11 protein-coding genes are annotated in these 12064 nt (G+C 66.2%); 7 read left to right on the top strand and 4 right to left on the bottom strand.

All coding sequences use genetic code 11. The features are described 5' to 3' along the window. The first annotated feature begins 53 nt into the window (after window positions 1–53). Window positions 54–1028 (top strand): Acg family FMN-binding oxidoreductase, encoded by a 975-nt coding sequence (locus AWC27_RS05175; RefSeq protein WP_085669496.1) that lies wholly within the window; start codon window positions 54–56, stop codon window positions 1026–1028. Window positions 1029–1050: 22 nt separating this feature from the next. Here the strand turns inward: AWC27_RS05175 and AWC27_RS05170 are convergent, their stop codons facing one another. From AWC27_RS05170 to AWC27_RS05160, 3 genes are read right to left on the bottom strand one after another with little or no spacing between them, the layout of a single operon-like run. After that, entirely contained in the window at window positions 1051–2769 is a 1719-nt protein-coding gene (locus tag AWC27_RS05170; protein ID WP_085669495.1) for a GAF domain-containing sensor histidine kinase, read from the bottom strand. Then, window positions 2766–3422 carry a hypoxia response regulator transcription factor DosR/DevR gene (dosR, locus tag AWC27_RS05165; protein ID WP_085669494.1) on the bottom strand — a complete coding sequence of 219 codons (657 nt, stop codon included), beginning with the start codon at window positions 3420–3422 and terminating at the stop codon, window positions 2766–2768. The genes AWC27_RS05170 and dosR overlap by 4 nt, the downstream gene beginning before the upstream one ends. Window positions 3423–3445: 23 nt before the next feature. After that, window positions 3446–4249 carry a universal stress protein gene (locus AWC27_RS05160; RefSeq protein WP_085669493.1) on the bottom strand — a complete coding sequence of 268 codons (804 nt, stop codon included), beginning with the start codon at window positions 4247–4249 and terminating at the stop codon, window positions 3446–3448. A 239-nt stretch (window positions 4250–4488) separates the two neighbouring features. On the opposite strand from AWC27_RS05160, the gene AWC27_RS05155 reads away from it, so the two are divergent. The 4 genes from AWC27_RS05155 (at window position 4489) to AWC27_RS05140 (ending at window position 9395) form a co-directional block, all read left to right on the top strand. Next, window positions 4489–6819 carry a nitric-oxide reductase large subunit gene (locus AWC27_RS05155; RefSeq protein WP_085669492.1) on the top strand — a complete coding sequence of 777 codons (2331 nt, stop codon included), beginning with the start codon at window positions 4489–4491 and terminating at the stop codon, window positions 6817–6819. 3 nt (window positions 6820–6822) lie between these two features. Beyond that, the gene (locus tag AWC27_RS05150) at window positions 6823–7449 is read left to right on the top strand and encodes a hypothetical protein (RefSeq protein ID WP_085669491.1); all 627 of its coding nucleotides are present in this window, start codon (window positions 6823–6825) and stop codon (window positions 7447–7449) included. Further along, on the top strand, window positions 7446–8264 hold the full coding sequence (locus tag AWC27_RS05145; protein ID WP_085669490.1) for a slipin family protein: 819 nt from the start codon (window positions 7446–7448) through the stop codon (window positions 8262–8264). Before AWC27_RS05150 ends, AWC27_RS05145 begins: the two co-directional genes overlap by 4 nt. 75 nt (window positions 8265–8339) lie before the next feature. After that, window positions 8340–9395: a PPE family protein gene (locus tag AWC27_RS05140; RefSeq protein WP_085669489.1), complete on the top strand. Its 1056-nt coding sequence runs from the start codon at window positions 8340–8342 to the stop codon at window positions 9393–9395. 9 nt (window positions 9396–9404) lie between these two features. Here AWC27_RS05140 and AWC27_RS05135 read toward each other — a convergent pair whose 3' ends face one another. Next, window positions 9405–9743: a hypothetical protein gene (locus AWC27_RS05135; RefSeq protein ID WP_085669488.1), complete on the bottom strand. Its 339-nt coding sequence runs from the start codon at window positions 9741–9743 to the stop codon at window positions 9405–9407. Window positions 9744–9758: 15 nt separating this feature from the next. Between AWC27_RS05135 and hisN the strand changes: the two genes are divergently transcribed. Then, window positions 9759–10568 carry a histidinol-phosphatase gene (gene hisN / locus AWC27_RS05130; RefSeq protein ID WP_085669487.1) on the top strand — a complete coding sequence of 270 codons (810 nt, stop codon included), beginning with the start codon at window positions 9759–9761 and terminating at the stop codon, window positions 10566–10568. A gap of 77 nt (window positions 10569–10645) precedes the next feature. Next, window positions 10646–12046: an acyl-CoA dehydrogenase family protein gene (locus tag AWC27_RS05125; protein ID WP_085669486.1), complete on the top strand. Its 1401-nt coding sequence runs from the start codon at window positions 10646–10648 to the stop codon at window positions 12044–12046. Window positions 12047–12064 lie beyond the last annotated feature (18 nt).

The following is a 12064-nucleotide window of genomic DNA, read 5'->3' as shown; positions in this document are numbered from 1 at the left end:
TAAACGTGACCAAAGTGGTGGACAGGAGTGCTTGCGCGACCGGAAAGGCAGCAATGAACGCCCAATTCCCGGACGAGGGCACCCTGCGAACGGTCCTCACGCTCGCCACCCGCGCGCCCTCCATCCACAACACGCAACCCTGGCGGTGGCGGGTCGGCCCAACGAGTTTGGACCTGTTCTGCGAACCCGACCTGCAGCTGCACAACACCGATCCGGACGGACGGGAATTGATCGTGAGCTGCGGCGTCGCACTCAATCACTGCGTCGTCGCATTGGCGGCTATGGGCTGGCAAGCCAAGGTGAATCGTCTGCCGGACCGGGAAGACCCGAACCACTTGGCTGCCATCGAGGTCCAGCCGCACCGCCCCGAACAGGCCGACATCGCGCTGGCGGCGGCGATACCGCGGCGGCGGACCGACCGGCGGGCCTACAGCTCCTGGCCGGTGCCGGGCGGCGACATCGCCATGATGGCCGCCCGGGCGGCTCGCTGCGGGGTCATGCTGCGGCAGGTTGACTCCGTGACACAGATGAAACGTATTGTGACGCAGGCTGTTCGCGATCACATCGGCAATGAGGAGTACATGCGCGAACTCACCGCATGGACCGGACGCTACGGCTCGGTCGCCGGTGTCCCAGCCCGCAACACGCCGCCATCGGAACCCAGCGCCCCAATTCCCGGACGTTTTCTCGCCGGACCGAACCTGGCCCAACCGTCAGGTGTCTCAGCTGCCGACGACAGTGCCGCGATACTCGCACTTGGCACCGAGAACGACGATCGGTTGGCCCGGTTGCGCGCGGGTGAGGCCACCAGCGTCGTCCTGCTGACGGCGACGGCGATGGGTCTGGCCTGTTGCCCGATCACCGAGCCCCTGGAGATCCCCGAAACTCGCGACGCGGTGCGCGCGGACGTCTTCGGCACCAGCGGCTACCCGCAGATGTTGCTGCGGGTTGGCTGGGCTCCGATCAACGCCGATCCGCTGCCGTCGACACCGCGGCGCAGACTCGCCCGCCTGGTCGAGTGGACCTAGCCACGGACCGGACAGCGCATCGCTACTGCAATAAGGGCGCTGACCAGCGCATCCGTGTCCCGCCCGTGTCGGGTACCGTGCCGATCATGAATTCACCGCCGGCCTGCTCGGCGCGATGGCGCAGATTGATCAGTCCGCTGCCGGTGAACTCCTCCGGCATTCCCCGACCGTCGTCGGTCACCTCGATGCGTAGGTCGTCGTCGACCGAGACGCGCACCGTCACCGTGCTGGCCTCGGCATGACGGACCGCGTTGCTGACGGCTTCGCGGACCACCGCCTCGGCGTGATCGGCCAGCGCGCCGTCGACCACCGACAACGGGCCGGCGAATTGGACACTGGCGCGCAACCCCGAACCGGCGAATTGGGCTACAGCCGTGTCGATTCGCTGCCGCAGCCGGGTGATGCCCTGAGACGCTCCGTGCAAATCGAAAATGGTGGTCCGGATTTCCTGGATGACGCCCTGCAGCTCGTCGATGGCTTCGGAAAGTCGTTGCTGCACTTGGTTGTCCCGGGACCGCGCTACGGTGCCCTGTAACGCCAGACCAACGGCGAACAGCCGCTGGATCACGTGGTCGTGCAGATCACGTGCGATGCGGTCGCGGTCGGTCAGCACGTCGAGTTCCCGCATCCGGTGCTGCGAGGTGGCCAGCTGCCAGGCCAGCGCGGCCTGATCGGCGAACGCGGCCATCATCTTGAGCTGTTCGTCGGTGAATGCTCCCGGACCGCCCTGGCGCAGCACGACGACCACGCCCGCGACGGTTTCGGTGGCCCGCAGCGGCAGCAGTAACGCCGCGCCAAGATCGTCGAGGCCGTCCAGCTCGAATTCCTCGATCCGCTGCGGGGTGCTGCTGACGAAGACGTCCCCCAGCGCGGTGCCCGACACCGGGATCGTTTGGCCGCCAACCGAAGCCACGGCGGTACCCAATGCTTCGATCACCAACAGCTCGGTCACGTCGGTGACCGGCGCATTCTCGTCGATGGGGATGGCCACCAGGGCGGCGTCGGCCGCGGTCAGCTTGAGCGCCTCCTCGGCGACGAGCCGGAACACCGTCGCGGGTTCGGTGCCCGACAGCAATTCGGTGGCGATGTCACGGGTCGCCTCGATCCAGGACTGGCGTGCCTTGGCCTGCTGGTAAAGCCGGGCATTGGCGATGGCGATGCCGGCGGCCGCGGCCAGCGCCTGCACCAGCACCTCGTCGTCGTCGCTGAACGCTTGCCCGTCGCCCTTCTCGGTCAGATACAGCGTCCCGAACGATTCGTCGCGCACCTGCACCGGTACGCCGAGGAACGTCCGCATCGGCGGGTGGTGCGGCGGAAAGCCGACGGATGCCGGATGCTGCGAAATATCGTCCAGCCGTAGCGGTTTGGGATCCTCGATCAGCAGACCGATGACGCCCAGGCCCTCCGGTAGGTGGCCGATGCGCCGGACGGTCTCCTCGTCGATGCCCTCGTGCACGAAATGCTGGACGCGGTTTTCCCGGTCGTGTACCTCCAGCGCGCAGTAGCGGGCGTCGACGAGGTTGGTCGCAGAATGCACGATGGTGCGCAGCGTGGCGTCCAGGTCCAGACCCGAGGTGACCACCAGCATCGCTTCCATCAGCCCGTCGAGGCGGTCGCGGCCCTCGACGATCTGCTCGACGCGGTCCTGGACCTCGACCAGCAGCTCACGCAGGCGCAATTGGGACAGCGTCTGGCGTAACGGCGCCACACTGGCGTCAGTGGTGTCCTCCGAGGGGGTCATGGCCGCTCACCGGGTGGTCGCGAGCGGTGCAATTCCGCTGCAAAGACCGCGGCTTGGGTACGGCGCTCCATGCCCAGTTTGGCCAGCAGCCGCGACACGTAGTTCTTTACCGTCTTTTCGGCCAGAAACATCCGATCGGCGATCTGCTTGTTGGTCAGGCCCTCGCTGAGCAAACCCAGCAGTGTCCGCTCCTGTTCGGTGAGCCCCGACAACGGGTCCTGCTTTTCGGTGGTGCTGCCCCGCAGCTTCGCCATCAGCGCGGCTGCGGCCCGGTTGTCCAGCAGCGACCGTCCGGCGCCCACTTCTTTGACCGCGCGCGCCAGTTCCATGCCCTTGATGTCTTTGACCACGTATCCGCTGGCGCCGGCGAGAATGGCATCCAGCATCGCCTCGTCGGAGGTGTACGACGTCAAAATCAGACACCGCAATTCGGGCAGCCGGGACAACAGATCTCGGCACAGCTCGATGCCGTTGCCGTCCGGCAAACGGACATCGAGTACCGCGACATCGGGGTTGGCCGCGGGGATCCTGGCCATCGCTTCGGAGACGGAGCCGGCCTCGCCGACAACGTCGAGTTCGGGGTCCGCGCCAAGCAAGTCGATCAGGCCACGCCGCACCACCTCGTGGTCGTCGACCAAAAAGACTTTTACCAAGAGCCCACTCCCCCAATCACTCCCTACAAGTTGCCGCAGCGGACCCTGAGCACCGAGCACCCCGCACCGTACGCGCCGCAGAGCTCCTCGGCCGTGCGAGAGTTGGTGACGAACAACTGGTCTTCCTCGCCGGCGCTCAGATAGCGGCCGATGTTGCCACTGGCCACGACGGCTTCGACCCGAACTTCGGGGTACAGCCGCGTCCAACGTGCCAGCCGCCGGCTCAAATGCGCTTGCGCAGAATCGTTTCCGATGCCGACATCGTCGGGTGTCTCGGCTACGTGTGCGCAAACGGCCCGCAGCGGGACGCCCCGCAGTTTGGCCTCCTCGAACGCGTGGCGCAGCACAGAGCCATTGTCCACTTCGGCAACCACCGCGCTGATCTCGGGGGTTGGCGGGCCGACCGGCGGGGCGTGGAGAACTGCCACCGGGCACACCGCCCCGCCGGCCAGTGCCGCCGCGACGGATCCACCGCCGCGCCGGGCGTGGTTGAGCCCGATCGATCCGACACAGACCATGACCGCCGACCGCGATTCGTGCATCAGCTTGGTGAGCGGTCGTCCCCACAGAATCTCGGTTTCGATCTTCACCGGCTTTGCGGTGGCGTCGACGGCGCGGTAGGCGTCGGACAGCGCAGCCCGGGCGGTCGTGTGCGGACCATTGTTGATCTCGGTGTCAGAAGAGTCCAACGGATCGATGACATAGACCAGCCGCAGCGGGATGTCCCGGCTCACCGCCTCGTCGATGGCCCAGAGCGCCGCTTTCGTTGCCGCCCTTGACCCGTCGATACCGACGACCACTGACGGAGCTGGATGGATGTCGCTCATCGTGGTGTCCCCTTTATTACCTTTTGCTGATCCCAACGCTATGGGCGTAGAACACTGCCGGCCCAGAGGCATTGGTCCCTTGACCGATGCCAATGGTCCCTATCGCGCCGCGACTACCGGCCGAAACCGACAGTTGCCACCGCGGCAAAACCGGCATTGGATGTTCGTGGGCGCTTGGCGCGCATGCCGACCCCGTGTAAGGCGCCCCACGGCAACGTCGCCAGACAGGAGATCGTGGAATGGCTGTTCCGCAGACTTCGTCCCCGCCGAATCCCGGCGAGCAATCCTCGCAGCCCCTGATCGGCCGGGGCTGGATTCAAGGCGTCGCCTTGGTGATGATCTTCGGATTTCTGGTGATGGGCGTACTGGCCTACCGCACCTACACGGCGGCCATGCCGATGCCGGACAAAGTCGTCAGCGAGTCGGGCCAGGTGTTGTTCACCGGCGCCGACATCACCAAGGGCCAGGAGCTCTACCAGGCACGCGGACTGATGGAGTACGGCTCGGTGCTGGGCCACGGCGCCTATCTGGGGCCCGACTACACCGCGGATTACCTGCGCATGGCCACCGACGATGTCGCGAACCAATTTCGCGCCGAAGGTATCGCCGAACCGCACGAGCGGGTGGTTGCCGAATTCCGCACCAATCGCTACAACCCGGACACCAAGACATTGGTGTTCACCAACCGACAGGCCGCGGCGTTCGACCGGATTGAAAGCCATTACGCGGCCTACTTCGGCGAGAACTCAACCAAGTACGGGTTGCTGCCGCAGCTGATCACCGATAAGGCGCAAATCCGCGATCTGACGGCGTTCTACGCCTGGACCGCATGGGCGGCCGCTGCCGAACGACCCGGTCACAAGTACAGCTACACCAACAACTGGCCGGCCGAACAACGCGTCGACAACGGCCCGACCGCGGCGGTGATCGTGTGGTCGGCGCTGTCACTGATCGCGCTGCTGGGCGGCATCGGGATCATGTTCGCCGTCTACGGGCGGTGGAGCCAGAAGGTCGGTTGGCACGGGGCCGAGGCATCTACGTTGACGTTCCGCCAGCCCGGTCAGGTCAGCCTGACGCCGGCACAGCGGGCCTGCATCTGGTTCTTTGCGATCGTCTCGGTGTTGTTCTTGGCACAAACGTTGCTGGGTGCGGCCGCCGAGCACTACCGGGCCGACCTGTCTACCTTCTTCGGGCTGGACCTGGCCCGCGTGCTGCCTTACAACCTGGCCCGTACCTGGCATCTGCAGCTCGCGCTGTTCTGGACCGCCGCGGCCTTTCTTGCGGGCGGAATCTTCCTGGTTCCCTTCATCGCCCGCCGCGAACCCAAACGTCAAGCGGTGCTGGCCTATGTCCTGCTCGGCGCGGTCGCGCTGGTGGTGTTCGGCTCGCTGATCACCGAGGCGCTCTCGATCTACGGGGTAATCCCCGAAGGCGGGCTGTTGTCGCAGCAGTGGGAGTATCTCGACCTGCCGCGGCTGTGGCAGATCCTGCTGATCGTCGGCATGTTCGTGTGGATCGCGATCATCTGGCGCGGCATGCGGGCGCGGCTCAAAGGCGAGTCGAAGATGAACATGCCGTGGCTGTTCTTCTTCTCCGGGCTGGCCATCCCGGTGTTCTACACGGTGGGCCTGCTGGCCGGCGGTGACACCCATTACACCGTCGCCGACTTCTGGCGATTCTGGGTGGTGCACCTGTGGGTCGAGGACTTCCTCGAACTGTTCACCACCGTGATGGTGGCCTACATGTTCGTGCTGCTCGGCGTTGTGCGCGAGCGGATCGCGCTGGGCGTGATCTTCCTGGACGTCATCCTGTACTCCGCAGGCGGCGTCATCGGCACCATGCACCATTTGTACTTCTCCGGCACCCCGGTGGAACACATGGCCCTCGGCGCCTTCTTCTCGGCGGCCGAGGTCATTCCGCTGACCTTCCTCACCGTCGAGGCGTGGGCGTTCCTGCAGCTCGGCGCGCGCCAGCAGACCGGTGACGCCAACCCGTTCCCGCACCGCTGGGCGGTGATGTTCCTGGTCGCAGTGGGCTTCTGGAACTTCTTGGGCGCCGGCATTTTCGGGTTCCTGATCAACCTTCCAGTGGTGTCCTACTACCAGATCGGCACCGCGCTGACGGCCAACCACGGGCACGCCGCGATGATGGGGGTTTACGGCATGCTGGCCGTCGGCCTGGCCATGTTCGCGTTCCGCTACGTGATCCCGGCCGACAAGTGGCCCGAGAAGCTGGCCCGAATCTCGTTCTGGTGCATGAACATCGGCTTGGCGTGGATGGTGTTCGTGACCCTGCTGCCGCTGGGCGTCATGCAACTGTTCCATTCGGTCAACGACGGCTATTACGAGGCGCGGTCGCTGGGCTATATCACCAAGCCGGGCAACGCGGTGCTCGAATGGCTGCGAATGCCCGGTGACGTCATCCTGATTGTCGGCGGGGTGTTGCCGTTCGTCTGGATCGCCTGGACGGCGCTGCGCAACTTCCGCTCCGGCACCACGGTCGAAGAGTTGCCCGAACATCCGCTTTACACCGAGAACACCGCGGTGCAGCAGTCAGCGGCGAAGGCCTGATTTATGGCCCCTCCCGATACCACGGTATGGCTGATCGCCGGATATTCAGTGATCCTGCTGGCCATCGGGTGGAGCTTCGACGTCATGGCGCGGCACGCCTCAGCGCGTGCCGCCGCTTGGCGCACAGGGCAATTCAGCTATCGCCCCGACCACGACGCCTGGGTGTGTCCGCAAGATCACTGGCTGTGGCCGACCTCCTTCGATCCCAAGCACCGGGTGATGCGGTACCGGGCACTGCCGGTGGTGTGCAACAGCTGCCCGGTCAAGTCCAGCTGCACGACGTCTGATCATGGCCGCGAGATCAGCCGCGAGGTGGACCCGTGGCCGCATTCCGAGGCCGGCCGCTTTCACCGCGGAATCGCCTGCGCCGTAGCGGCATTCGGAATCGTACTGCCGCTGGCCATGCTGGCGGCCAACCATTCGCCGTCGGATGTGGCGGTGTTGACGGGTACCGTGCTGTTCGTCGCGCTGCTCGGGCTGCCGCTGGCCCGGCACCTGTGGAACACCCCGTCCAACGCGCCGGAACACCTGCCACACCGCACCGCGATCGAGGATCAGGTAGCTGCCGCGATCGACCGCTATTCCACGCGCTGGGGCGGCTGGGAAGGCAAGGAGGACAAGACATCGTGACTTCAGTCGTGATCGGCGTGGTCGCCATCGCAATTGTGGTGCTGGGAGTACTTGCATGGGTGTCGCTGGCCGTACTGCGTGAATACGAACGCGGCGTGGTGTTCCGGATGGGCCATGCGCGCCCGCTGTATCAGCCTGGATTGCGCTTACTTATCCCGTTGGTTGACAAGATGATTCGGGTCGACCAACGGCTGGTGACCCTGACTATCCCGCCGCAGGAGGTTATCACCCGGGACAACGTGCCGGCCCGCGTCAACGCCGTCGTCATGTTCGCGGTGACCGATCCGCTCAAAGCGATTCTGGCGGTGGAGAATTACGCCGTCGCAACCTCACAGATCGCCCAGACCACCCTGCGCTCGCTACTGGGGCGGGTGGACCTGGACACCCTGCTGGCACACCGCGAGGACCTCAACAACGACCTGCGCACCATCATCGAGAAGATGACCGAACCGTGGGGTGTGCAGGTTCGCGTGGTGGAGATCAAGGACGTCGAGATCCCCGAGTCGATGCAGCGGGCGATGGCGCGCGAAGCCGAAGCCGAACGCGAGCGCCGGGCCAAGGTGATCAACGCCCGCGGCGAGCTGCAGGCATCAGAGGAGCTGCGCCAGGCTGCCGAGACCCTGTCCAAGAGCCCGGCATCGCTGCAACTGCGCTATCTGCAAACCCTGCTTGAACTGGGCGCAGACCAGAATTCCACGGTGGTGTTCCCGCTGCCGGTCGACATCATCACCCCGTTCCTGCGGCGCCCGGAGATGTTGCAGGACGCCCTTGCGCTTGCCAAGGAAAACTCCAACCATCGGGAAAACTCGCAGTAGGTCGCCAGCCACCGGCACCCGCGGACTGGTGACTTCACTGATTCGACGCCGCACAATCGGCGCGACCGTGAATCCGTGGATTACGCGTTACTGGCGCCGGAGTTCAATTCCGGGCGTATCTATACCGGCCCCGGGTCGGCATCGTTCGTGGAGGCCGCCGCGAGCTGGGACGGCCTGGCGAACGAGCTGGAGTCCGCGGCCGACGGCCATCGCTCGGTGATTTCGGCCCTGAGCACGTTGCGCTGGCGGGGCCCGGCGTCCGCGTCGATGGCGGCCGCGGTGCTCCCTTTCGTAGGTTGGCTGGACGCTACCGCCGCAGAAGTGCGGCAGACCGCCGATCAGGCCCGCGCGGCGGCCGCGGCGTTCGACCGGGTTCATGCCTCGGTGGTGCCCCCGGCGGTGATCGCCGCCAACCGCAGCCTGCTGCAAATGCTGATCGGGACCAACTGGGTTGGCCAGAATTCCGCCGCGATCGCTGACACCGAGGCTGCCTACGCGGCGATGTGGGCCCAGGACACCGCCGCGATGTACCAATACGCCAGTGCCTGTGCGGCGGCGACGGCGGCGCTTACACCGTTCACCGACCCCGCGCAGATGACCAATCGGACCGGTTTGACCACCCAGACGAGCGCGGTGGCGGCAGTCGGTGGGGGTTCGGTCGACAACCCGGTCATGCTCGACATCGCCTACGAACTCTCAGGGATCGCGAGCAACAACTTGTCGATGTTCACCGGGCTGGCGTCGGCATTCTCGGGCATGGGCAACGTGCGGAACCTCGCCGCTACGGCTACCACCGGCCTTGCCGATCTGGCGCCGGCGCTGTCGAACGCGCTTGGCCCCATGGTGTCGGCTATGAAGACACCGAGCGCTGCCGGCGCGGTGACGGCGGCTCTCGGCAGGGCGGGCTCGATCGGGCCCCTGTCGGTTCCGGCCCGCTGGGCCGCGCCGACGAGCGCCCCGGTTCACCCGCTGTCCAGTGCGGGCCTCACCACTCTCTCCGGCGGCGAACCGATCCAGCACGCCATGCCCGGCGTGCCCGCTGCCCTGGTGGGAAACCAGCGCGGCACCGGGATCCTGCCTCGCTACGGCGCCCGCCTCACCGTGATGCCACGCCCACCCGCGGCCGGCTGACCAGCGCCGTCACTGCGCCGGCGGCTGCTCGGGGGCAAACGACCAGTTGTCTGGGTTCTTCGGCGAGTACACGACTGCGAGCGTTTGGCCGACGGCCGGCCAACGGTCGGGGCTGACGATCATCCGCTGATAAACGGCGTGCTCGGTGACGGTGGGCCCGTTGATAACGCCGGCGATGGTGACGTACTGCTCATCGAGACCGTCCGGCGGCGAGCTGACGCCCGTCACCAGCAGCGTGCCGCTCGCCAGCGCACCACGCGGTCCGCGCGGGATCAACCGCGGGGCCAGAAACGCCAACAGAACCGCCACCAGCAGGATCAGTACCGCGAATTCCCACACCTGGCCCATGGTAGGACTGCTGGCATGAGTTCCCGCACCGGCGACGATGCAGCCCCCGATCTGTCGTTCGCGCTGACGCTCGCCGACCGCGCCGACGCGGCGACTTGCGCTCGGTTCGGTGCGCTGGACCTGCACATCGAGACCAAACCGGATCTGACGCCGGTGACCGACGCCGACCGGGCGGTCGAAGCCGACCTGCGCGAGGTGATCGGCCGTGAGCGGCCCGGCGACAGCGTGCTCGGCGAGGAGTTCGGGGGTACGGCCACCTTCAGTGGCCGACAGTGGATCCTGGACCCGATCGACGGCACCAAGAACTTCGTGCGCGGAGTGCCGGTGTGGGCCAGTCTGATCGCCTTGCTCGAAGACGGCGTGCCAGTGGTCGGGGTGGTGAGCGCACCGGCATTGCATCGCCGATGGTGGGCGGCGCGCGGCCAGGGCGCGTTCGCGTCGGTCGACGGCGCGCCATCGCGCAGGGTGTCGGTTTCTGCTGTCGCGCAACTGGATTCGGCGAGCTTGTCCTTCTCCAGCCTGTCGGGATGGGCGCAGCGCGGTTTGCGCGAACGCTTCATCGAGCTCACCGACGCCGTGTGGCGAGTGCGCGCCTACGGCGACTTCCTGTCCTACTGCCTGGTGGCCGAGGGTGCGGTCGACATAGCCGCCGAACCCGAGGTGTCGGTGTGGGATCTTGCCGCGCTGGACATTCTGGTGCGCGAGGCCGGCGGACAGTTCACCGGACTGGACGGCGCCGCCGGACCCCATGGTGGCGACGCACTGGCCACCAACGGCCGGCTACACGAAGAAGTGCTGAACCTGCTTCGGCCCGATGTGAATTAACTAACACGGGCCTACCTATCTTACTCCGGAGTAAGATACGGTTATTCGCATCGCCCCAACGATGGAGGCCCGCCGACATGACCGACACTTCTGCAAAGCCCTCCGGGGCGCGCACCAAACGCCCCGCAAAGCCGAGTAGCCAAACCGCGATCGGAATGCAGCCGCATAAGCGGACCGGCGTCGACGTGGCCATCGCGCTCATCACTCCATTCGTCGGCCAGGAGTTCCTGGACAAATACCACCTGCGCGATCCGCTCAATCGCGGCCTGCGGTACGGCACCAAGCGGCTGTTCTCCACCACCACCGCAGCACGCCGTCAATTCAAACGGGTGCAGAGCCTGCGCGGTGGACCGACCCGGCTGAAGTCCAGCGGCAAGGACTACTTCGACCTGACGCCCGACGACGACCAGAAGCTGATCGTCGAGACCGTCAACGAATTCGCCGCGGAGGTGCTGCGGCCGGCCGCCCATGACGCCGACGAAGCCGCGACCTACCCGGCCGACCTGATCACCAGGGCCGCCGAGCTGGGCATCACCGCGATCAACATTCCCGAGGATTTCGACGGCATCGCCGAACACCGCTCCAGCGTGACCAATGTGTTGGTGGCCGAGGCGCTGGCCTACGGCGACATGGGGCTGGCGCTGCCGATTCTGGCTCCCGGCGGCGTGGCGTCGGCGCTGACCCATTGGGGCAGCGCCGATCAGCAGGCCACCTACCTCAAAGAGTTTGCCGGCGATAATGTTCCGCAGGCCTGTGTGGCCATCGCCGAACCGCAGCCGTTGTTCGACCCGACGCGGCTCAAGACCATCGCGGTGCGAACACCGTCCGGCTACCGCCTCGATGGCGTGAAGTCCTTGGTACCAGCGGCCCTCGATGCCGAGCTGTTCATCGTCGGCGCACAGCTGAACGGGAAGCCGGCGCTGTTCATCGTCGAGTCGTCCACCCCGGGTCTGACCGTGCGGTCCGACCCGAGCATGGGCATTCGTGCCGCAGCACTGGGTCAGGTTGAGCTGTCAGGGGTTTCGGTTCCGCTAAGCGCCCGGCTCGGTGAGGACCAAGCCACTGATGACGACTACTCCGAGGCGATTGCCTTGTCCCGGCTGGGCTGGGCGGCATTAGCGGTAGGCACCTCGCATGCCGTGCTCGACTACGTCGTCCCGTATGTCAAGGAACGCGAAGCGTTCGGCGAGCCGATCGCCCGGCGTCAGGCCGTCGCTTTCATGTGCGCCAATATCGCTATCGAGTTGGACGGGCTGCGCCTGATCACCTGGCGCGGCGCCTCGCGCGCCGAGCAGGGCCTGCCGTTCGCCCGGGAAGCCGCGCTGGCCAAGCGGTTGGGCTCCGACAAGGCCATGCAGATCGGCCTCGACGGCGTGCAGTTGCTCGGCGGCCACGGCTACACCAAGGAGCACCCGGTCGAACGCTGGTACCGGGATCTACGGGCCATCGGCGTCGCCGAGGGCGTAGTAGTCGTCTAAGTAGTCATTTAAATAGTC

The sequence above is a fragment of the Mycobacterium szulgai genome, assembly GCF_002116635.1.
In the GTDB taxonomy this organism is placed as follows: domain Bacteria; phylum Actinomycetota; class Actinomycetes; order Mycobacteriales; family Mycobacteriaceae; genus Mycobacterium; species Mycobacterium szulgai.
This window is presented reverse-complemented; position numbering and strand designations above follow the sequence as displayed.

Excerpts from the sequence above, each read along its gene's own strand:
- AWC27_RS05175 (WP_085669496.1), top strand. The coding sequence starts at position 54 with ATGAACGCCCAATTCCCGGACGAGGGCACCCTGCGAACGGTCCTCACG.
- AWC27_RS05170 (WP_085669495.1), bottom strand. The coding sequence starts at position 2,769 with ATGACCCCCTCGGAGGACACCACTGACGCCAGTGTGGCGCCGTTACGC.
- hisN (WP_085669487.1), top strand. The coding sequence starts at position 9,759 with ATGAGTTCCCGCACCGGCGACGATGCAGCCCCCGATCTGTCGTTCGCG.
- AWC27_RS05155 (WP_085669492.1), top strand. The coding sequence starts at position 4,489 with ATGGCTGTTCCGCAGACTTCGTCCCCGCCGAATCCCGGCGAGCAATCC.
- AWC27_RS05125 (WP_085669486.1), top strand. The coding sequence starts at position 10,646 with ATGACCGACACTTCTGCAAAGCCCTCCGGGGCGCGCACCAAACGCCCC.
- AWC27_RS05160 (WP_085669493.1), bottom strand. The coding sequence starts at position 4,249 with ATGAGCGACATCCATCCAGCTCCGTCAGTGGTCGTCGGTATCGACGGG.
- AWC27_RS05135 (WP_085669488.1), bottom strand. The coding sequence starts at position 9,743 with ATGGGCCAGGTGTGGGAATTCGCGGTACTGATCCTGCTGGTGGCGGTT.
- AWC27_RS05150 (WP_085669491.1), top strand. The coding sequence starts at position 6,823 with ATGGCCCCTCCCGATACCACGGTATGGCTGATCGCCGGATATTCAGTG.